Origin of the sequence: Nostoc sp. (genome assembly GCF_036917755.1) — a bacterium.
Lineage (GTDB): Bacteria > Cyanobacteriota > Cyanobacteriia > Cyanobacteriales > Nostocaceae > Nostoc.
Genome location: NZ_JBALFC010000150.1, coordinates 14,370 through 36,092, shown reverse-complemented (window position 1 = coordinate 36,092; position 21,723 = coordinate 14,370). Strand labels below are relative to the sequence as shown.

Annotated in this window: 23 protein-coding genes; 19 read left to right on the top strand and 4 right to left on the bottom strand. The window is 46.5% G+C overall.

The features are described from left to right. Window positions 1-179 precede the first annotated feature (179 nt). Window positions 180-533 carry a hypothetical protein gene (locus tag V7L05_RS31680; RefSeq protein WP_335170183.1) on the top strand — a complete coding sequence of 118 codons (354 nt, stop codon included), beginning with the start codon at window positions 180-182 and terminating at the stop codon, window positions 531-533. A 382-nt stretch (window positions 534-915) separates the two neighbouring features. On the opposite strand, the gene V7L05_RS31675 is transcribed toward V7L05_RS31680, so the two are convergent. From V7L05_RS31675 to V7L05_RS31665, 3 genes are read right to left on the bottom strand one after another with little or no spacing between them, the layout of a single operon-like run. Further along, window positions 916-1,767, bottom strand: a complete 852-nt coding sequence (locus tag V7L05_RS31675; protein ID WP_335170181.1) for a hypothetical protein — start codon at window positions 1,765-1,767, stop codon at window positions 916-918. Window positions 1,768-1,781: 14 nt separating this feature from the next. Then, window positions 1,782-2,576, bottom strand: coding sequence for a hypothetical protein (locus tag V7L05_RS31670; RefSeq protein WP_335170179.1), 795 nt, complete (start codon window positions 2,574-2,576; stop codon window positions 1,782-1,784). Between the two features lie 20 nt (window positions 2,577-2,596). Then, complete coding sequence (locus V7L05_RS31665; protein ID WP_335170177.1) at window positions 2,597-3,568, bottom strand: hypothetical protein; 972 nt, start codon at window positions 3,566-3,568, stop codon at window positions 2,597-2,599. 305 nt (window positions 3,569-3,873) lie between these two features. Between V7L05_RS31665 and V7L05_RS31660 the strand changes: the two genes are divergently transcribed. The 10 genes from V7L05_RS31660 to V7L05_RS31615 all read left to right on the top strand — a co-directional run bounded on the left by V7L05_RS31660 (window position 3,874) and on the right by V7L05_RS31615 (window position 13,172). Further along, window positions 3,874-4,464, top strand: a complete 591-nt coding sequence (locus V7L05_RS31660; RefSeq protein ID WP_335170174.1) for a hypothetical protein — start codon at window positions 3,874-3,876, stop codon at window positions 4,462-4,464. A 62-nt stretch (window positions 4,465-4,526) separates the two neighbouring features. Then, window positions 4,527-5,756 carry a hypothetical protein gene (locus tag V7L05_RS31655; protein WP_335170172.1) on the top strand — a complete coding sequence of 410 codons (1,230 nt, stop codon included), beginning with the start codon at window positions 4,527-4,529 and terminating at the stop codon, window positions 5,754-5,756. A 48-nt stretch (window positions 5,757-5,804) separates the two neighbouring features. Beyond that, entirely contained in the window at window positions 5,805-7,106 is a 1,302-nt protein-coding gene (locus tag V7L05_RS31650; protein ID WP_335170171.1) for a DNA cytosine methyltransferase, read from the top strand. A gap of 162 nt (window positions 7,107-7,268) precedes the next feature. Further along, window positions 7,269-7,604, top strand: a complete 336-nt coding sequence (locus V7L05_RS31645; RefSeq protein WP_335170170.1) for a glycosyltransferase — start codon at window positions 7,269-7,271, stop codon at window positions 7,602-7,604. 355 nt (window positions 7,605-7,959) lie between these two features. Next, window positions 7,960-8,541: a DNA starvation/stationary phase protection protein Dps gene (gene dps, locus V7L05_RS31640; protein ID WP_335170168.1), complete on the top strand. Its 582-nt coding sequence runs from the start codon at window positions 7,960-7,962 to the stop codon at window positions 8,539-8,541. 45 nt (window positions 8,542-8,586) lie between these two features. Further along, the gene (locus V7L05_RS31635; RefSeq protein ID WP_335170166.1) at window positions 8,587-9,786 is read left to right on the top strand and encodes an alcohol dehydrogenase catalytic domain-containing protein; all 1,200 of its coding nucleotides are present in this window, start codon (window positions 8,587-8,589) and stop codon (window positions 9,784-9,786) included. A 74-nt stretch (window positions 9,787-9,860) separates the two neighbouring features. Continuing rightward, window positions 9,861-10,448 carry a BON domain-containing protein gene (locus tag V7L05_RS31630; protein WP_335170164.1) on the top strand — a complete coding sequence of 196 codons (588 nt, stop codon included), beginning with the start codon at window positions 9,861-9,863 and terminating at the stop codon, window positions 10,446-10,448. A 248-nt stretch (window positions 10,449-10,696) separates the two neighbouring features. Continuing rightward, window positions 10,697-11,266 (top strand): type 1 glutamine amidotransferase domain-containing protein, encoded by a 570-nt coding sequence (locus V7L05_RS31625; RefSeq protein WP_335170162.1) that lies wholly within the window; start codon window positions 10,697-10,699, stop codon window positions 11,264-11,266. 89 nt (window positions 11,267-11,355) lie between these two features. After that, a complete protein-coding gene (locus V7L05_RS31620) occupies window positions 11,356-12,195 on the top strand; it encodes an aldo/keto reductase (RefSeq protein ID WP_335170160.1) in 840 nt (279 codons plus the stop codon). Window positions 12,196-12,995: 800 nt separating this feature from the next. Further along, on the top strand, window positions 12,996-13,172 hold the full coding sequence (locus tag V7L05_RS31615) for a CopG family transcriptional regulator (RefSeq protein WP_335170158.1): 177 nt from the start codon (window positions 12,996-12,998) through the stop codon (window positions 13,170-13,172). 94 nt (window positions 13,173-13,266) lie between these two features. On the opposite strand, the gene V7L05_RS31610 is transcribed toward V7L05_RS31615, so the two are convergent. Next, window positions 13,267-13,797: a hypothetical protein gene (locus V7L05_RS31610; RefSeq protein WP_335170156.1), complete on the bottom strand. Its 531-nt coding sequence runs from the start codon at window positions 13,795-13,797 to the stop codon at window positions 13,267-13,269. A gap of 699 nt (window positions 13,798-14,496) precedes the next feature. On the opposite strand from V7L05_RS31610, the gene V7L05_RS31605 reads away from it, so the two are divergent. The 8 genes from V7L05_RS31605 to V7L05_RS31570 all read left to right on the top strand — a co-directional run bounded on the left by V7L05_RS31605 (window position 14,497) and on the right by V7L05_RS31570 (window position 21,592). Then, window positions 14,497-14,727 (top strand): hypothetical protein, encoded by a 231-nt coding sequence (locus tag V7L05_RS31605; protein WP_335170154.1) that lies wholly within the window; start codon window positions 14,497-14,499, stop codon window positions 14,725-14,727. 220 nt (window positions 14,728-14,947) lie between these two features. After that, entirely contained in the window at window positions 14,948-15,418 is a 471-nt protein-coding gene (locus V7L05_RS31600; RefSeq protein ID WP_292817895.1) for an Hsp20/alpha crystallin family protein, read from the top strand. Between the two features lie 45 nt (window positions 15,419-15,463). Then, window positions 15,464-16,006, top strand: coding sequence for a DsbA family protein (locus V7L05_RS31595; RefSeq protein WP_335170152.1), 543 nt, complete (start codon window positions 15,464-15,466; stop codon window positions 16,004-16,006). A 347-nt stretch (window positions 16,007-16,353) separates the two neighbouring features. Next, window positions 16,354-18,243, top strand: a complete 1,890-nt coding sequence (dnaK, locus tag V7L05_RS31590) for a molecular chaperone DnaK (RefSeq protein WP_335170150.1) — start codon at window positions 16,354-16,356, stop codon at window positions 18,241-18,243. Between the two features lie 187 nt (window positions 18,244-18,430). Beyond that, entirely contained in the window at window positions 18,431-19,204 is a 774-nt protein-coding gene (locus V7L05_RS31585; protein ID WP_335170149.1) for a ChaB family protein, read from the top strand. A gap of 88 nt (window positions 19,205-19,292) precedes the next feature. Beyond that, the gene (locus tag V7L05_RS31580; protein WP_335170147.1) at window positions 19,293-20,144 is read left to right on the top strand and encodes a YfdX family protein; all 852 of its coding nucleotides are present in this window, start codon (window positions 19,293-19,295) and stop codon (window positions 20,142-20,144) included. Between the two features lie 123 nt (window positions 20,145-20,267). Beyond that, entirely contained in the window at window positions 20,268-21,275 is a 1,008-nt protein-coding gene (locus tag V7L05_RS31575; RefSeq protein WP_335170145.1) for a DnaJ C-terminal domain-containing protein, read from the top strand. Then, window positions 21,272-21,592 (top strand): chaperone modulator CbpM, encoded by a 321-nt coding sequence (locus V7L05_RS31570; RefSeq protein WP_335170144.1) that lies wholly within the window; start codon window positions 21,272-21,274, stop codon window positions 21,590-21,592. The genes V7L05_RS31575 and V7L05_RS31570 overlap by 4 nt, the downstream gene beginning before the upstream one ends. Window positions 21,593-21,723: the final 131 nt, after the last annotated feature.

Here is a 21,723-nt window from a genome sequence, read left to right as displayed (position 1 = left end):
GGGTAACATTATTCTAGAGTTGTCTTCTTCTAACCCATTTGGTTGGTCCTGGCTACCTGAATAAATCTCTACCCCGAAATTTTGAGCGGATACTTAAATTTCATACCAAAAAACCAAAAATTTCTTATTTCTTTTACCCTGACTTTGATACTGACCCCCATCCGGGATTACACACAAGTATGGAAATTTACCTGCGTGATTTGCATGTCAGTTATCGAGACTATGATACTGATGATGACCCGCCAGTGTTACACCAAAAAGATGCTTTAGTTACCCCTGACTATCCGCTTTACGAGAAGTTTGCCAAGCTAACTTGCCAAGAAGAGGATTGGGGGCTGCTGGATAATTGGCGTAACATTAGTCATCGCTCTGGTTGGCTCAAATGTTTGGCAGACCATTGTGCAACACTTAAAGGCTATCAGTTATCCTGGCTAAAGGATGCTGACCCTTATAAACTCAAGGGGCTGCGTGCTACCGTAAAAACTCGTCAAGCGAAAAGGCGCAATGCCAATAATAAGAACAATACAGAATAGATAAACTATCTTGTTGCGAAAGTACATCAATTTGCTCCCGGCGTACCCGCCCGTCGGAGGCATCGCACTCCGTTATAGACGAAATGTACGCGATCGCCCTTTAGTCACTTAAATCAAGTAACGCTAACTTAGTTTCTTCCACAACATTGCTGGAAGAAACCAACGTCATAACTGCAACAGTTTCCGAACATATTCAACAAATTCCTAGCTGGCATTTCAGTTTGTTGCTCAAGAACTGATAGCAATGATCGCCGCAGTAGATATCAAAAATGCCAATCTAGGGATGGTTCACCTCATACCCAACGATTTTGACACTTGTGAAGGTGGTAATGGAGCAGCAATGGATTCATTTTCGTTGATTAGCTCGATTCAAATGAGTATTTTATCGTTTAAAAAATAACAACATTCCATGTGGATTATCTAAAAATACATCTTTATTACTATTGTGATTTTCCGATTCATCCCCTTGCAAATCTTGACTTGAAAGTGAGTACACATCAGTTGCAACAAGCTGATATCCTTGACTATTTAAATAACCAACTAATTTATCAGGCATTACATGAGATGCACCGTAACTTGGTAACAAATTATGTTCAATTTTATCCTCATCTAAAATATTTAATTGCACAACACCTGTACGACAAAATATATCAAAATCAATCGGCTCGACTAAGCCATTTGTAGTAATTTCAATTGAATCTAATTCCATCGCCAGTTGCTCTATACTCGCAAAATTACACGACCACGGGTTGCCCATTAAAAATAACCGTATCGATATTGCCTCTGGCTGTACTTTCACAATATCAAGTAATGTTCTCGTAACCGCATCTGGTTGTAAATAATCTAACACTCCATGAACCGAAACTAGCCGCAGGCTATTTGGAGCGTAAAGTTTTGTCAGTTCTAGTTCTGCTAGATTGCGATCGCAAAAATAATTTAACTGTAGGTTTGGGTATTGGCTGCGTAAAGCTAAAAACTTTTCTGGCGGCTCAGTAGCAATGTCGTAACAGTCGATTGTTGGAAGTTCGTAGCGCGTTAAGTCAACTCCCTCAAAACCAAAAAAAACTTCACGTTCGGCAAAACCTGCACCCAAGATAGCTGCACTATCACCCTTACCTGAAAGAATCGCTTCCCAAGTCAGGGGATAAACATTGGGGGTAAGTTCTAAAAGCCTAGCTCGACTAATTTCTAAGATATTGCCACTGCCCTTGTTTTCTAGGAATCTTACTGCCATAAAACCTCGTTATATTATGAGACAACCTTGGGACGACTGATTAGGGTGATATCTTTACCTTCGCCCAAACGGTACACTTCTGTGCGATCGCCAACATCAATTTCAAAAAAACGATAGCTTGTAGTAAACCGTGCCCACGGTGCCAAAGGATTAATTTTTGGGAGATTGGTTGTTGCTTGGTAAGTAATTTCAAACTCCGCTCCCCCATCTTGCTTGAACATCTGCAAAAAACATTCGTAGTCTCTAGCGTGCCAAAAATCAGTCGTTCGGCGACGCACCACATCTTGTGAGTCAGAACTCATCGCCCGTGCTGCTGATGCGGACACGATCAATTGCAAATTGTCAGACATTCGCGTTAAGGCAAGTTTTTTGTCTGGGTTTGAGAATATTTCATCAACAATTGGTCTAAGCTCAGGGTGCAAACAAGTTTCGGCAATGTAAAACCCTGAATACTTGCTGATATCTTTCTCAAATTCCCGATCAACTAGTCTTTCTAAATCACAACTAACCGACTTTCGTAAGCTTGCAAAAATCAAGTCTTCATATAACTTCTGCTGCGATGCTGGCGTTGCTGCAATAATTTTAAATGCAGACCCACGCATTCCCTGAATTCCAATCAAAGCACAGGCACAATCGAGGGATGCCGCCCACATTGCTAGAAATTTTCGATAGTTGGTATAAAGCATTAATGCTTCCTGATAGTCAGGAGCTTTAATTTTGAGTAGATGCAAGCCTGGATTGGGTTTAATTTCCCATCCAGGCTTGCATAGTAAAGCCCATAACGCAGAAGAATCTTCAATGGCATCCATGCATTTATGCCCCAAGCTTATTAATGACAATTATTTATCTGTCCGTTTTTGTCAAACCTCATGCGGGATATCAAATCCTTAAGATGCGCTGGATCTACACCAAACCTATGAGCAATGTCATACTCCTCATCTTCAGTTGGCGGTGCATTTAGTGTAAGTAAATGCTCCAAAAAAGGTTGCGACCCCCCTAAAGGCAAACCATCATCCGTAAAAGGTAACCTATGTTCGTGCATTGACTGCTCAAATACCGCAGGGCGGGTATTTTGTAGCCACGCTACAACCTCACCAGGTTTTGGCGGGTCTATCCCCAGTCGATCGCATTCTTCTAATAACTCGTTTGATAATTGCAATTCTACTGCGGAAACGCTGCGCGATGCTCCTTGAGGAGCCGCCAAGGGCGATCGCACCACCAAATCCTGCAACCACTCCTGTAGTTTTCCTATCTCTGGTAGCTGCAAATCCAGCGTCCGACAAGCAGCTACAAACTCTTGTCCAATAACAGCTTCCCTATGCAAATTTTTCAGAAATGCAGCATACTCGTCTTCCGATAAGACATTAAGCTGCTGCTGAAAAAACTTTTGAATTTCTCGACTTAAGCGAAATATACGTGATGCCTGAAAATCATTGTCTTTCTTGATACCCTCAATATCACCCAAGCCAAGGGAGAGATTATCTACAAACCAAACCCCTACCTGACCCACTTCTGGTACTGATAAACCCAAGGATTCACACGCAAATATCAGTTCTATGCCCAAAGAGGTATAACCAGAAAACATCTGCTCCAAACTACCCGGTTGAGGAACCGGCTTACCACTTTTTTGAGCTAGGTCAACTAAATCTAAACCCAAATCAACTAAACGCCTTAAAGCTTTCGCCAAAGTGCCACCCAATATCGGCAGTAAATCATCTACCTTTTGCCGCACACCGGGCGCAAGGGTAAAAGATACTCGGTCAGTATCCCCTCCAGAAAAGCGTTCGCGCTGATTTGACACACGTTTTTTGAACTTGGTTTATCGAGGTTTCTCTTCAGTTTATAGAAACAACAGGGTTTTTAGTTACAAACCTTAAGTTTTATATCAAAACCTATATCGCTAGAACAACTAAACACCTCGCTATCAATAAACCTTGTAAAGTTAATGATGCACTAACTCATATTAATGAATCATTAAATATTAAATAATATTAATTTAATGCATCACTAACTCGGTAAATCGGTAAACTTTACCTGAAAAGCACAAAATAAGGGCTTGAGATAAATCGAGCTAACTCGGTAAAAATCCTGCAAGAACTAATAAAGATGCAAAATAACTACAAAATACTAGAAGTACTACCAAAACAAGGACTAGAACCCAGGCAGTTCCTACGCCACTGTTTTGATATTGCCGAACTCAGTCCCAGAGAACTGCTCGAAGAAGAAACCGACTCACAATACCGCAAAAAATGTATCACTGTACTATGTGCAGTCTTAGGTGTACAAAGACCAACAGTTCGCAAGTGGGGAAGTGATCTCAATTTTGATGGGATACCCAACTACTGCAAATTTGCACTTGCTTACACTCACGCTGCCGAAATTGCGCCAAAGCAGCTAAAGAGCATTTTGAGAGGAGAATACAACGCACCGGAACTAGATGCTCAAACGTTTCTAGAAAAAATACTCCTCGAAGGGTTAAGCGAACAACAAGTATTACAAACTGTCTCTCACGCCAATTTTCGCGCAACTTGTGTCAAAACTCTCACGCAAGTATTACATATTGGCACCAAGTCAGTCCAAGATTGGGGTCAGGATATGTCGTTTCACAAAATGCCCAAAATTCACAAGTACACCTTGGGCTATGCCTTGGCTGCTATTTCTAAATCATCATCAAAAAACTTGCAGAAAGCAGCTTGACTTATTCAACTAGTCGAATTAGGAAACTTAGTCTTAGAGATTAAGACCCCGCATACAATATCATGACTACAACAACTTTTGCAAATAATTTATACGTCGAGCAGCATCAGGTAGACTCCAATCCTACCACCCACATAGAGCAAAGTACCCTAGAGTACCTCCATACGGCTTTCCTACTCTACGAGTACAAGCAGACTTACACTAAAAAAGAATATCGCGCACTGTTAGAAGAGTACGGCTGGGACAAGGGCAGTGCTGAGTCAACGCGATCGCTCCGAATTGCCGAGAATTTTCAAGCATTTATCAGTTGCCCAGAACACTTAGCGGTTTTACCAATATCGGTACTACTTCGGTTATGTTCCCATAACTACAAAATCCTAATTGATGAATTGAAAGATATTCCTATTGGTGGATTGACTTGTAGATTAGTGTTAGAACTGATTGAGAAAAGAAGATTGTTTCTCAAAGCCATGAATCAAGAAAAAAAAGATGGCAACTGGCGAGCAACACCAGATGGAAATAGATATTACACCTTCGGCAAAATTATGGAGGATGACCACCAAACAGGAGTGTTTACCGAGAAGTTAATAGAGGAATTGGGATTGTCACCGCAGCGAATTGTCAGAAAGGCGATCGCTGACCTATATGAAAAGCATCAAGTTGAAATAGCCAAGAATGAAATCGGCTCTTTTGAAGAACTAATCCCTTGTGAACAACCCACTAACACCATAGAAGAATTGATTCCTGCCAACGATGAAAGTGTCATCAACCCAATAAACCTTGAGGTAATGCAGCGAGAACTTGAAACCTTGTGGCAAAGCGATACAGAAGAATATGACTGCGAAGAATACCTGGAAGAACCTGAAGAGTCGGACATTGACTTTGAAGAAGATGAGATTCAGGCAGTAGAAAGTAAATTGGCTGGGATGTTCGGTACAAATAAAGTCCCAGCAACTGATGCAGAAGTCCTCGCAGACATATTGCGGAAAGCTTCAGATTATTCCTCAGTGCGCCGGGGACTATGGCAATATCAACAAGCTAAAGAACAAGCTTGGAACCTCCTCTCGGATTCGGAAAGGAAATCTATATGGCAGATGCTTCCAGAGGCAATCAAAAAGCTTAGTAATGCCAAACGTGAAGGGTTGATTGTCAACTTTTATGAGATGGAGTCAGGAGGGGTATATAAAGTCTTCACTACAGATTACCCACTAATAGAAGAAACAGTTAGTAATAGTCGGTTAGACAGATGGTTGGCAGATTTGAAAGTCAGGCAGAACTCCGATTGTAATTGATGTGTGTTTAAAGCCAAGTGCAAGAAGTTAACATTAATTAGAATCTCAATGAACTCAACAGCAGCAAACAAAAAAATAGCTGTTAGCCTATTCTCCGGGGTGGGTGGATTTGATTTGGGATTTAAAGCAGCAGGATTTGAAATCGCGATCGCCATTGATAATAATCCCATCGCCCTAGCAACATACCAACATAATTTCCCGCACGCCACAGTCTTGTGCAAAGACATTCGGGAGGTGACAGGGGAAGAAATACGCGCCTGTATTCAGGCGAAGTATGTAGATTGGGACGGGGAAATTCATGCCGTTTTTGGTGGCCCACCATGCCAAGGATTTAGTGTTGCTGGACTGCAAAATGTTGAAGATGAACGCAACGGGTTGGTAGGGGAGTTTGTACGGCTGGTGTTGGAACTCAATCCCCTAGCTGCAATCATGGAGAATGTGCCAGGGATTGAAAATCAGAAGTTTGGCTGCATTACTGCTAACCTCCAAGCAGTGCTAGAAGAACATTATTTTCTCTCAAAGTGGAACCTCACCGCTTCAGATTACGGGGTTCCCCAGGCGAGAAAAAGGGTGTTTTTTGTTGCATCTAAGTTTGGAGAAATTATACCGCCGGAGCATCAACCTCAACATACAGTTAGAGATGCGATCGCGGACTTGTTGCCAGTCCCCCTACTCCCCAAGCAAAACACTCAAGAATGGCATCCAGATTGGGTGAAGGGAGAATATGCTAAGTATCTTGAAAAAATATTCCCAAATCTTGGTATAGTAACTAACATTGGAACGGGATTCGCAGCGACAACACATACACCAGAAGTAATTCAGCAATTCATCAACACTCCCCCAGGTGCGAGAGAAGCTAAATCCAAATCAAAAAAGCTGCAATGGGATGGATTCTGCGTGACGTTAAGAGCCGGGAGTGGCAACCGCACCGCATTACGTCCCCTGCATCCAGTACAACCACGGGTTATCTCAGTTAGAGAAGCTGCTCGTTTGCACAGCTACCCCGATTGGTTTAATTTCAGTGAGGCAATACTCCACGCCCAAAGAGAAATCGGAAATTCGGTACCCCCATTGCTTGCATATGCTGTGGGAATGCAAGTTAAAGAACATCTAGAATGCAATATCACTTATCAGATTAAGTGCCAAAATTGGCAAAACTGCCTATTTTTACCAATTTCTTGCAATTTTAAGAATCTATTCGTTTTTGTCAATGAAATACTGTCTTTAAGCGGGTTAAACAAAATCAGCAAAGAGCGATCGCCTCCACATCTGGCTAAGGTACTTAGAACCGTTGAACATCACAGCTTATCGATTAAGCAAAGATATAAATGTAGCTCAGACACGAATTAGTGAAATTTTATCTGGAAACCCACCATGAGCTGGTGGCGATGCCTGCGGCGGTAAACTACGCAGTACCACAGGATCAATCGCCTATCCCATCTCTGAATCTTCACTGTTCAATAGCTTTAAAATCTGTAGTGCCTATTCCGCATAGCTTAGAGCTTTTCGTTAGTGCCATTCGACTATGCCCCTTTTTCTGAGATATTTCCTTGTGTTTGTGCGATCATGCATCAAGGCGGCATTGGCACAACAGCTCAGGCATTACGGGCAGGTCATCCAACTCTGGTGGTGCCCTACAGCCATGACCAGCCAGACAATGCAGCAAGAGTTGAACGTTTGGGAATTTCACGAACGATTCCCCGCAAGCAGTATTCAGCAGTACGAGTAATCAAGCAGTTACGTGAGTTATTAGGAAATCCCAACTATGCAGCTAAAGCAGCAGAAATCGGAAGTATCATCCAAGCAGAGAACGGGCTTGGCGTGGCGCGTGATGCGATTAAACAATAGCTTCAAGCCGTCTCAATTTCATCGTAAGCGCCAGCAGCCTAACACGTCATCAGACTGTGTGAAAACTCAGATAACTCCGCTCAAACGAAACCCTGAGTAAACTAAAATCACTCTTGCCATCCATCAGATAGTGGCGATCACCAGAAGAGCCTTTTAGAACGCAATCGCCAAGATGCAGCCAAGTAAGGAACATACCCTTCGTGAATTCACCATAATTTCCTCAGAAAACCCTTAGATTCTCCCTCTAGGGTGTCAATAGAGCCCAGCACTTAGGGGGAACATTGCCTCGGCGACTTACAAAACCCTCACTGTCACTGAATTTTAAACAGCGGAGTCTAGATAAGGAGACAAACTGATGAGTCGTGATTCGCAATACTTTTATTCCACTCGCATCGATATTCCTGAAATGTTGCGGACTCAAGTGATTGAGTTGCTCAATCAAACCCTGGCTTCAACGCTAGATCTGAAAACTCAAGTTAAACAAGCTCACTGGAATGTCAAAGGGAAAGACTTCTACCAATTGCATGAACTATTCGATGAAATCGCAGCGGAAGTGGAAGAATTTATCGATCTGGTGGCAGAACGCATCACTGCATTAGGAGGCTACGCTCTGGGAACCGCCCGCATTGCTGCCCAGCAGTCGGAGTTACCCGAGTATCCGTTTGACCTGGTAGAGGGGATGGATCATGTTACGGCTCTCGCCGATCGCTTCGCCATTTATGCTAAATCCCTACGGGATGGGATTCAGAAAACCGACGAGCTCAATGAGATGGATACCAATGACCTCTACATTGAGATCTCGCGGGTGATCGACAAGCGCTTATGGTTCCTGGAAGCGCATCTGCAAACTGCAACCAATACTTCAGGAGCGGCTACCGCAAACACCCAATTCCATGCCGTAAAAGCTGGTGCAAAGGAAGCTAAAGCTCTTCGATGAACCCTCACAAATCAAACAATTACAAAAGAAAAGGAGAAATCAGTCATGGCAAGCAATCGTGGAGTTGTCTACATGGGGCCTCGGAAAGTCGAGGTTAAAAATCTTGATTTCCCAAAACTCATCGATCCTCGTGGCAACAAAGCCGATCACGGAGCGATTCTCAAGATCGTAACAACAAACATCTGCGGCAGCGATCAGCACATCTATCACGGTCGGTTTGCGGCTCCTGTAGGAATGCAATTGGGACATGAGATGACTGGCGAGGTGATCGAAGTGGGTCGGGACGTGCAGTTTATTCATGTTGGCGATCTTTGTTCTGTTCCATTTAACGTCTCCTGTGGACGCTGCCGCAACTGCAAGGAGCGGCACACCGACGTCTGCATGAACGTCAACCCCGAAGTAGACTGCGGAGCTTACGGCTTCAACCTCGGCGACTGGCAGGGCGGGCAATCCGAATACCTCATGGTTCCCTACGCCGACTGGAACCTCTTAAAGTTCCCCGACAAAGACCAAGCAATGTCAAAGATCAGGGATCTGACGCTGCTCTCAGACATCTTGCCGACCGGCTTTCACGGCTGCATAGAGGCAAGGGTCGGGTCGGGATCGACGGTCTACATCGCTGGCGCAGGTCCAGTGGGTCGCTGTGCCGCTGCCAGTGCTCGCTTCTTGGGCGCGTCCTGCATCATTGTGGGCGACAGAAACCAGGAGCGGTTAGACCTGGTGAAGAAAGCGGGCTACGAAACCGTAGACACGAGGAAAGATACGCCAGTTGCCGACCAGATCGAAGCAATCTTGGGAGAGAGGGAAGTCGATTCCGGAGTGGACTGCGTGGGTCTTGAGGCGCATGGCTACGGACGGGAAGACGGAGAAGAGCATTCAGAAGCGATACTTAACACCCTGTTTGAAGTGGTCCGGGCGGGGGGCGCGATGGGCATCCCCGGCATATACACCGATGCCGATCCTGAAGCCAAGACCGACATGGCCAAGCAAGGTCTGCTCCCCCTTGCCTTCAGCAAGGCGTGGATCAAGTCGCCGTCGCTGACGGCAGGACAAGCTCCGATCATGAAATACAACCGCCAACTGATGATGGCGATCCTGTGGGACCGGATGCCTTACTTGAGCGAAGTCGCGAACACCGAGATCATCTCGCTCGACCAAGCACCGGAGGCTTACCGGATATTTAGCGATGGCTCGCCGAAGAAGTTCGTCATCGACCCGCACGGCAGCACGAAGAAAGCCGCATAGAGCAGGATGAGGCGTAACCAAAGAAGCAGTCACCGCAGCCATTCAATGAAGTTTGACCGTAAGGAGAAACAATCATGGCAACCGCAACCACAACTCGAACCGACGACCACATCCAGAAGGATGTGCTACATGAGCTGAAGTGGAATCCCCGCGTTCAGTCCACCGAGATCGGCGTGGCTGTCAAAGACGGCATCGTCACACTCACAGGCTGGGTCAACTCCTACACCAAGAAATGGGCGGCTGAGGAGATCGCCCACCGCGTCCGTGGCGTGCTGGCTGTGGCTAACGACATTGAGGTGCGGCTACCTAGCTCCGCCGAACGCACCGATGCCGACATCGCCGCAGCCGCCATTCATGCGCTGGAGTGGGATGCCGACTTGTCCATCGATAAGCTCGACGTCACAGTTTCCAAGGGCTGGGTCACGCTTAAGGGTGAGGTCGAGTGGCAGTACCAGAAAATAGACGCTGAGCGAGTGGTTCGTCGCCTGTTGGGTGTCAAGGGAGTCACCAACTTAATCACCGTCAAACCCCGTGTGACCCCATCAGAACTCAAGCAGAAGATTGAGCAGGCGTTGGTGCGGAGTGCCGAAACTGATGCACAGCGGATTACGGTCGAGGTGGAGGGGAGCAAGGTCATCCTGAAGGGGACGGTACGCTGCTGAGCAGAGCGACAAGAGGCAGAGCGATCGGCGTGGTCAGCGCCAGGGGTCACTTCGGTAGAAAACCGGATTACAATCTCGCCCTAAACCCCCTGATCAGGGCAAATAGCGTTAGTTGCTTGTCAGCGTCCTGGCGCGCCCCTCTGGCTTGCACTTCGCTCAGGCATAGGAGTTACTAGCCTTCGAGCCGCTGGGCGCACTGGAGGCGATCGCCCACTCCATACAAACCCATATCGAAAGGAGATAGGAACATGGCGAATGAGAATCTTAAAGGACTGAAGGTCGCGATCCTAATCGCGGACGGCTTTGAGCAGGTCGAGATGACCGAGCCTCGGAAAGCCCTCGATCAGGCTGGCGCGGAGACTCGCATCGTGTCGCCCCAGAGCGATCGCGTTCGCGGTTGGAACTTTACGGACTGGGGTGACGAGTTCTCGGTCGATGTTGTGCTTGACCAGGCACAATCTCAGGACTTCGACGCATTGCTACTACCGGGTGGTGTGATCAATCCCGATTCACTCCGAATCCAGGCGAAGGCGATCGCATTTATCAAGTCCTTCTTCGACGCTGGCAAACCAGTGGCATCCATCTGCCACGGACCCTGGACGATCATTGAGACTGGTGCTGCACGCGGGCGGCGGATCGCTGCGTGGCCCTCGCTCAAGACGGATCTGCGGAATGCAGGCGCGGAGTGGGTGGATCAGGAGGTCGTGGTGGACGGCAATCTCGTAACGAGCCGCAAGCCCGACGACATCCCAGCGTTCAACCGGGAAATGATCGAGCTGTTCAGCCGTGTGCGTGGGCAGGCGCAACCCGTGGCGTGAGGTTGCCCTAAGACGTCAGAAGTGCAGGACTAAGGATGGACGAGGATCGTCAACTTGCAAAAGCAACGAATTTAGCCAGGAGGACAAGCATGGAACAGCGTCGATTCGGTTCCACCCAGCGCGAGGTCGCAGCGATCGGTCAAGGAACCTGGTACATCGACAACGGTGACCGCGCCTCTGCGATCGCCGCTTTGCGCCAAGGACTCGATCTCGGCATGACCCACATCGACACGGCACAGATGTACGGCAGCCCCGAGGAGGTGGTCGCAGAGGCGATCGCTGGACGACGCGATCGGGTTTTCCTGGTTTCCAAGGTTCTTCCTGGAAATGCTTCTCGGAGAGGGACGATCATAGCCTGCGAGAAATCCCTCGCTCGACTTCATACCGATCGGCTGGACTCTTATCTGTTGTACTGGCGCGGTCAACACCCACTGGAGGAGACGATCACTGCCTTCGAGCAGCTTCAGCACGAGGGGAAGATTCTCTGCTGGGGCGTGAGCAACTTCGATGTGCCTGACCTTGAAGCAGTCCAGAAGATCGCCTTAGAGGGTTCTCTCGTCTGCAATCAAGTCCTTTACCATTTGAGAGAGAGAGCGATCGAACACGCTGTGATCCCCTGGTGTGAGAAGCATGGGGTCGCCGTAGTCGCATACAGCCCGTTCGGTCATGGGGATTTTCCCAGATCGCGCACAACCGCAGGTCGCGTACTACAGGAAATCGCCGCCGCCCATAACGCCACCCCTCGCCAAGTCGCGCTCCGATTTCTGGTGCGGCATTCCTCGCTCTTCGCAATCCCCAAAGCATCCAATCCCGAACACGCCGCTGAAAACGCGGGAGCCGGGGAACTCAATCTGACCCAAACCGAACTCGATCGAATCGACGCAGCCTTCCCGACCGGATCTCGTCCCCGCGTGCTTCCCATGCTGTAAGCCTGATTGGCTACAACTTCGCTACTAGAGGCGAGTTTACCTACTTCTCCCTTGTCTATCTCTTGTAAAGCTGCATCTAATCTATCAACTGCGATCGCGCGCCAAACCCAAGTGGGAATTGACTGTTGCCAGCCGTTCTGCTGAGTGACAATTGGCCCAGCGATGTATTGAACAATTTCACGACTTGCTCCTGCTAGATCGAGTAGGCTGGCTGTTACAGCTTTGTTAATCCCTTGGCTGGTTAGTAACTGAAATATCTAAAAGTAATTCACCACTGTCGGTGGGACGATAATATTGCCGCGACTGGAACCATAACATTGCCGCTTTAAGGGCTGTAATACTTATTCTTCCGTTCGAGCGATCGCATTCTTTTTTGATGCATTGGAACCATAATTTTGCCGAAAATCAAAATTCTCACCATAAGCTTGCCAAAAAAAGGTAATCTTAAGATTTGATTTTTAGGTGAGTGTAGGATTGTCAAATACTTATACCAAAAGGGTTTCAGTTTTAGGGGATTTCAATCCTACATTTTTAGTCCGGGTGCGTTATCAACCCTTTTATCGTCAAATGTATAGCCGGCAAGGATTAGAGACATTAGAAGGATAATATTGCCAATTTGAATTAAAAGCATAAGCACGTAAAAACGGCAATATTATGGTTCCACCGACAACCACAGTACTTTCAGGCTATCTTGCCCCTGGTGACAGCTTTGCTATATCTACGCCTAACTGTTATTTATCAACCATTGCTAGAGTGCAATGTCCGTTTAATTTCTCAACTTTTAAAAATCCGAACAAGTTATGAATAAAAAATGGGCTATCAAACGAATTACGATAAATCTCGCATCAACTGAGAGTGAAAAACTTAAACGCTATTGTGCAATCACAGGCAGACCAGCAACTGATGTCATTCGAGAGTTGATTCGCTCTCTTGAAGTAACTCATCTTCAAGAGAGCAAACATCCTCTGCACGCATGAAGCCTAGCTCTGTTACTCATGAACCACAGCCAGTTAGTATAGTTTAGAGATAGAGCAATGTTTTTGAGATTCTAAATTAAGTAGGCAGATAAACCTATCTTTGTAAGTCTATTTGTTGTGTTTGAGATTTAGCTAATATTTTATCAATTTGAGTATTAGCATCCTCAAAAGTTTGCAATATCTGTGGAGTTAGTTTATTAGTCTGCACCTGACCAGATTGCAAGTTTAAAATTAACTCTCCATTTTTCTGCGAAATAGTTAAATCCCTCTGCTCGGTATTGAAAGCCAAGTCATAAATTTTTCCTTGGACTTGAGTACCATTTTCATCAGACTTACCCCAGACCATGCCAATTCTCTGAGCAATTTGAGTCAGCCGACTGATTCCTTCAAGCTCAAATGTATCTTTCTTCATTACTGTCAACGCTTCGGCTGATAATTGCTCACCAGACTTTAACTGATTGGCCACTTCCACAATGCGTTTTTTGTAATTCTCCGACTTCCCTAACTTATCTGCGGCATTGTACCAATTTCTCAAATCATCAATAGTAACTGATTGACGTTGGACTTCTTGGTTGGGTACGGCTCTGTTTTGTGGTTCAGGAAACGGGACTATAAAACCCTCCACATAATCCCCCCAGGGCAAACGCATCTAAATATAGTACATAGATACTAAATAAAGGATAAAGGCAGCGATCGCGTGTGGTATGAAGGATAAGCAATGAGGCATTGATGGTAAAGAGAAGCGCGTTAAACTTGGGATAAAGAATAAACAGTTTCTCGCTGCAATGGATGATAAGTATTTAGCAAGAGTTTTAGGATTAACTTAAACTAGATTATCAATAATTTAATTTAATATTCTGCTGATATTTTCACCAACTGTGAGGACATTACTTATTTTTATTTACCTAATCAGTAAGTTTTTTAGCCTTAATTAAAGTATTAGGTAGTTTCAGATAAACTAATTTATAACTTTGGGTATAGTTGATTTATTCTGCTTATAAATTCATCAAGTTTTTTGATGAGCTAGATATTTTTGTGATTCTGATTAGTTTTTATTAAAAAATAAGGTGCGTTTCCCCTGCATTGCACCTTGTTTACCCCGACCTGACAAAATTGCATTGCTCCCCTCACTAGCGCTCTTTTATGTCTCTGGTGAGAGAAAAATGCTGTGATTTGCTGACATTCTTGAAATTCCTTGAAGTCTGTGAACAATACAGGCGCTGCTATGTCGGAAATATTGGGATTTATCAAATATATCTGTGAAAAAACCAAGATATGGCAGATATTACAGTTAACATGATTAAGTAACAAAATCATGTTGAACGTGAATAAAAAAACTACTAAAAAAACCTTAAACCCAAGCTGGGGAGGTTATAGAGAAAAATCTGGCAGAAAATCTACATGGAATCATAAACAAACGAGTACAATCCGTATACCAAAAGCTTTTGAGCAAGAATTAATGAGGTATGCACGATATTTAGACACAGGATTCATACTTGATAATGAAACAGAATCAGTGGCTTATATATTAAAAAGAGTAATAAAAGAGCGCTAAGAAAGGTTAAAGGGAAGTTATTTGTTTTTCCCCTTACAATTTTGCCTTGTCCCAATCCCCAATCATCATAATTTCCTCAGAAAGCCCTTAGATTTCTTCTTTATAGTGTCAACAAAGTTCAGCACTGGGATGATAGCAACGCTGTTTCAGCGACTGACAAAACCCAGTCTAATGCAGAATTCTAAACACTCAAGTATAGATCATCAGGAGACTTAAAATTATGGCACTCGTTCGTTGGGAACCTTTCCGAGAAGTTGAAAGTTTGCAGCGGCAGTTAAACCGCTTGCTTGATGAAATAGCACCGACAGGTCGTAGAGGAGAGGAAGGCATTGCCTTTATTCCCTCTGCTGAGATAGAAGAAACCCCTGATGGAGTTCATCTCAAGGTAGAAGTTCCCGGTGTAGACCCCAAAGACCTGGATGTGCAGGTATCGCCAGAGGCAGTATCTATTTCCGGTGAGCGCAAGTCAGAAATCAAAACGGAAGAAAGAGGCATCACCCGCACCGAATTCCGCTATGGCAGGTTTCAGCGCGTAATTCCGTTGCCTACCCGTGTCCAGCACGATCAGGTGCAAGCAGAATACAAAGATGGCATTCTCAAGCTGAGGCTGCCCAAGGCTGAAGAAGATAAGAACAAGGTTGTGAAAGTAAACTTAGGTGACGGGCACAGGGGCAATGGGCAAGGGCAGTGACGCAATGATTCCCAAAGCACTCCCTTAAGAGCAGGAGCTAACAACATGATAACAACAGCAACGGGCGAACTTAGCCTCCCAGTTAGCGATCGCGACCATATCCGAGGTCCAAAAAACGCACCCGTCACCCTCGTGGAATACGGCGACTATGAGTGTCCCTATTGCGGTCGTGCCCATTTCATCGTCAAAGAACTCCAGCAGTTGACCGGGGATCTCATGCGCTTTGTCTACCGCCACTTCCCGTTAACTAGCGTGCATCCCCACGCCGAGCAGGCAGCAGAAGCAGCAGAAGCCGCTGGGGCGCGAGGTAAGTTCTGGGAGATGCACAACCATCTCTTTGAACATCAACAGGCGCTCGATCGCAAACATCTAATAGAATATGCCGCTAACCTCGGTCTTGATGTGCCTCGGTTTAGTCACGAACTCGCCGAGCACGCCCACATAGCCAGGATACGCGAAGACTTACTCAGCGGAATCCAGAGCGGGGTCAACGGCACGCCGACTTTTTTCATCAACGGTGTGCGCCACGATGGCTCTTACGACCTCCGCTCATTGTTAGCCGCGATTCAAAACGCAGCCGAATCCTGAGTGCTAAGGAGCCAGAGGGCAGTCCCAATGAAAAAATTTCATCACCATGAATGAAAATGTGATGTGAGACGGATCTATATAGATACTCATCGAAGGAGTATTTTCAAGTCAGAAGGTTCAAGGATAGATTCTTCCCTCTGCCAAAAGGTCACAAGCCCACGCCAGTTTGCCCAAGTCGGGAAACCCTTACTTTCAGAAGCCGTTGTTAAATCCCCTAAATTTATTTATGGGGATTCCCCTTCTGCCCTCTGCCTCCTGCCCTCTGCCTTCTTAATACCATTTGTTCAACTTGTCCTGAATCCAGACTCTCAATTTTTTATCCCAATCTTTGAAGGAGGTTACTAACAATGGCAAAAATCGTTGGTATTGATTTAGGAACTACCAACTCCTGTATAGCCGTAATGGAAGGTGGACAACCCGTCGTTATTCCGAACACAGAAGGCGGTCGCACAACTCCGTCTGTGTTTTCTTACACCAAGAAGGGCGAAAAACTTGTCGGACAAATTGCCAAGCGCCAGGGTGTAATGAACCCAGAAAACACCTTTTATTCCGTTAAGCGGTTCATCGGGCGCAGGTATGATGAAGTCACCCAAGAGGCAAAACAAGTTACTTACAAGGTGGCACGTGACAGTAATGGCAACGTCAAGCTACACTGTCCCGCTCTGAACAAGGAATTTTCACCCGAAGAAATCTCGGCTGAGATAGTCCGCAAGCTGATAGATGATGCCAGCACATATCTGGGGGAACCAGTGAGGCAAGCGGTAATTACCACCCCTGCCTATTTCAATGACTCTCAGCGGCAGGCTACCAAAGATGCCGGTAGAATTGCCGGGATTGAAGTTCTGCGAATTATCAATGAGCCAACGGCGGCTGCCCTCGCCTACGGACTTGACAAGAAAACTAACGAAACCATCCTAGTCTTTGACTTAGGCGGTGGGACGTTTGATGTGTCTATCCTGGAAGTCGGCGATGGTGTGTTTGAAGTGAAAGCTACCAGTGGCGACACCCACTTGGGCGGTGATGACTTTGATAAGAGAATCGTAGACTGGTTAGCAACCGAATTCCAGCGTAACGAAGGCATCGACCTCCGTAAAGACAAACAAGCCCTGCAACGCCTCACCGAAGCAGCAGAAAAAGCCAAAATTGAACTGTCAAGCGCAACACAGACGAACATTAACTTACCTTTTCTTACTGCAACCCCGGAAGGCCCGAAACATCTAGATATGACCTTAACGCGGGTACAGTTCGAGCAAATGTGCGCCGACTTGTTCGATTGCAGCCGCATTCCTGTCGAACAAGCCCTGCGCGATGCTAAACTGAGTCCCGCAGATATTGACGAAGTAATCCTAGTGGGTGGTGCAACTCGAATGCCGGCTGTCCAGCAACTGGTACGGCAGATGATAGGCAAAGACCCACACCAGGGTGTCAACCCGGATGAAGTCGTAGCAATGGGTGCAGCGATTCAGGCGGGTGTGCTTGGGGGTGAGGTAAAAGACGTACTGCTCCTAGATGTTACGCCGTTGTCGCTGGGTGTTGAAACTCTAGGTGGTGTGACGACCAAGATTATTCCGCGCAATACCACTGTCCCAGTGAAGAAGTCTGAGGTGTTCTCAACGGCGGCTGATGCACAAACAAACGTAGAAATCCATGTTCTGCAGGGCGAACGCGAAATGGCATCCGACAACAAGAGCCTGGGAACCTTCCGACTAGATGGGATTCCTCCAGCTCCCAGAGGTATGCCACAGATCGAAGTTACCTTTGACATTGATGCTAACGGGATTCTGTCAGCAACTGCCAGAGAAAAAGCCACAGGTAAAGAACAGTCCATTAGCATCACAGGTGCGTCTACCCTCGATAAATCTGAAGTTGAGCGGATGGTGAAAGAAGCCGAGCGCAATGCGGAAGAAGACCATAGGCGACGCGAACAAATTGATACCAAAAATATGGCGGATTCCGTCGCCTATCAAGCCGAGAAACAACTTCAGGATTTGGGCGACAAAGTGCCACCAGCAGACAAGTCCCGCGTGGAAGGCTTAATTCGAGACTTGCGTCAGGCAATTGAGCAGAACAACATCGATCGCATGAAGTCTCTCACCAACGAAATTCAACAAGCCTTGATGCAAATCGGCACTGCGGTCTACTCACAAGCAGGCGCATCTCCAAACGGTGGTACTTCTACAAACCGTCAAGGCGGCGGTGAAGATGTCATCGATGCAGACTTTGTGGAACAAAAGTAACAAGACGCAGCGAGCAGTCCGTTGCTCTGGAAACCAGAGTTAAAGGAACTGCTTTAGCGAGAGAGAGCGTGCGTCACCCTCTGGATAACGCAGTGAAATTATCAAATACTCTCTTCCTATCCCCGCGTCCTTAAATCTGCGCCACATTTCGTGATGTTATCTAGTTTTTTAATTTGGAGTAATTTTTATGACTTCTACATCTGAAAAAACCGCCCTCAAAAGTGTCTCTGCTATCTTCAAAGATGAGAAGAAGATGCAAGAAGTGGTTGAGCATCTAATCGATCCCAGCGTTCCCAAAGATCACATTTCGATTATTGGTCGCGACTTCCACACCGAAACTCGCATCTCCGGATTTGTGACTAAACAAGATGTGATCTTGGATGGACTCGCCACCGGAGCGATTTTCGGATCGCTGTTTGGTTCTCTGTTGGCTTTACTTACGGGCGTGGGCGTGTTGTTCATTCCCTTTTTGGGAACCGTAGTAGCAGCAGGCCCTTTGGGAGCAGCATTATTAGGAGCGGCAGGCGGTGCTTTATATGGTTCCTTGGGAGCAGGCATTGGATCTGCCTTAATCGCGATGGGTATGCCGGAGGACAAAGCTGCTGTTTACGAAACACGCCTGAAAACAGGTGAGTTTTTACTGGTCGCGGAAGTGCCACAAGAACAAGCAGACGAAGTTGTCTCACTGTTAGAAAGTGCGGGTGCGGAAGAAGTCGCTATCACTGACATGAAAATTCCCCGTCAACCAAAAGGTGAACTGGCAGATAATGAGCAGATTTCACCAGAAATTAGAGCAAATCTGTCGGACGACGCGCAAAAAACTTTTGTTGATACCTACAATCAGTCGTTCAGAGAAGCCAATGGAAAAGATAATGCCTTGAAGAAGGCTTGGGATCGGGTCAAACAGGTGTTCGATCGCGACGAAAAAGGCACTTATTCCAGGTCTAAAGTCAGATCGTAAATTTCCAGAGTTGCGATCGCCTACGGTGGGGCGTAGCCCATCGCGACGAACAAGGCACTTATTCCCTGCTGCGGTATCTCCTGAAAGATTGAATCAGCTTGATACTAGTCTTCAGCAGGAGATTGAAAAGGAGAGGCAACAGGCAACATCTGAGGCTGAAAGTAAACTGGATCGAGAAGCGATCGCCGCAATTGAAGAAACTAAAAAAGCGATCGCTGCCATTGAACGGGGAAAAACTCAAGAAGCAATTGCTGCCCTAGAACGAGCAACTGGAAAAATTGACATACTGGTGGCACAATACCCTAAACTAGCTCTAATTCCGGTGGCGGCTCAGGTAGCGATAATCGATTTTGCCCCTCAGGATTTTAATTTGGTTGAGCGAATTCGCAATCAAGTGAAGGGTGTTGCAATTGCGGAAGATTTTCCGGCGGCTCGCGAACTGTTGAACAACCTGATAAGCGAGATTCGCACAGCAATCGTCAATCTGCCATTAGAGAGATATCCAGATGCTACTAAGCAGGCAGCTCGGTTGTTGAACGAAGGCAAAATTGATGAAGCCAAAGGCGTGCTGCAACTTGCGCTCTCAACTTTAGTGGTGACAGAACAAGCTCGACCCCTGCCGCTAGTCAAAGCCCATACCGATCTAGTGACTGCGGTTACTTTAGCAGAGAAGGATCGCGACGCAGCACAGAGGTTGCTAGAAGATGCTCGTACCCAACTCAAGTTAGCTCAAGAACTAGGATATGCCAGAGGCGATCGCGAGTATGCAGCATTTGACAAAGCAATTAAAAATCTAGAGCGGCAAGTTAAGACACGTGAGAACACAGCAGGCGCATTTGCCAAGCTTCAAGAGCAATTTTCTAGTTTCTTCAACCGAGTATCCGAAGTCGTCAAACCAGGTGATTCCTCAAATAGGGCAGAAGCCAGGAGACGCGATTAATCGCGTCTGTACAAGAATTAGAAGTAGAGACGCGATTCATCGCGTCTGTATAAGAGTGAGGAGTTTTATCTCCCCCTGCCCCTCTGCCCACCCGTCCCATCGCGTTAATTTCAAGAGGTGCTGATGGTTGCAGCAACCGATTTCAAAGATTATTACGAAATTCTGGGTGTCAGTAAGAACGCCACTCCGGAGGATATCAAAAAAGCCTACCGGAAATTGGCACGGAAATATCACCCGGACTTAAATCCTAACGATAAGCAAGCCGAAGCGCGGTTCAAAGAAATTAACGAAGCTAATGAAGTGCTGTCCGACCCGGCAAAACGCCAGAAGTATGACCAGTATGGTCAGTACTCGCAACAGGCTGCGGCGGGTGCACCTCCACCTAGAGGGGCGGGTACACAAGGTTATGACTTTAGCCAGTATGGCAACTTTAATGATTTCATTGATGAATTGCTGGGAGGGTTAGGTCGCAGTGGCGGTCGTACAAGGCAGCGCGGAGCTAATTATCGCACTACAACAAGACCAGAAGGATTCCGGGACTACGTAGATTTTGGGTATGGAGAAGACCCCTCCAGCCGCTTCACTGATATTCCCGCACAGGATACGGAAGCAGCGATCGCCCTCACTTTTTCTGAAGCGTTTCACGGTACAGAGAAGCGGCTACAAATTGATGGAGAAACTATCACTGTTCGCATTCCGCCGGGAGTAAAATCGGGAAGCCGCATTCGAGTCAAAGGCAAAGGACAGATGAGTCCTTTTAGTCAGCAACGCGGTGATTTGTATCTAACAATTGAATTATTGCCCCATCCTTTCTTCAAATTTGAGGGCGACAATCTTGCTTGCGAAGTACCTGTCAGCCCAGAGGAAGCAGTGCTTGGCGCACAAATAGATGTTCCTACGCCCGATGGCAAGGTAACGATGAAGATTCCGGCCGGTGTGGATTCCGGCCAAGCACTGCGGCTACGTGGCAAGGGCTGGCGCGATCCAAAAGGTAATCGTACCGCTTTGATCGTGCGGTTAAAAATTGTGACACCCAAAGATTTGAGTCCCCAAGAAAGAGAGTGCTATGAAAAATTGCGACAAGTTAGCAGTTTTAATCCCCGTCAAGGCTTAGAAGAGGTGCGGTTATGAGTTCTAACCTGAGTTTGTCTTGCGTGGTGTGGACAGAAACAGGCGATCGCCTCTATAGTTTCGAGCAAGCCGCCTACCTCACCCAAACCTCGGTTTTATTGCTAGAACGATTTGCCCGCCTGGGATTAATTGAACCTGTAGGAACCATGCTGCGCCGACAGGATATGTTTCGCGTTGTGCAGATTCAAAGGTTGCACCGCGATCTGAACTTGAATTGGGTCGGAGCAGCAATGGTGCTAGATATGGTAACTGAAATTGCCCAACTCAAGGCGCAACTGCGTGCCTACCGTGCTGAATTACAAATTCGTAATTCGTAATTAAGAGCGTTAACAAAAATGCGTAGGCTAGGGACGCAAACAACTGTCTCCACCTCCCCACATCTCTCCCTTTCTTTTTCAACGTGATACCATTTCATGAAAATAATGAAACAGACCCAAACCCTGAAAGC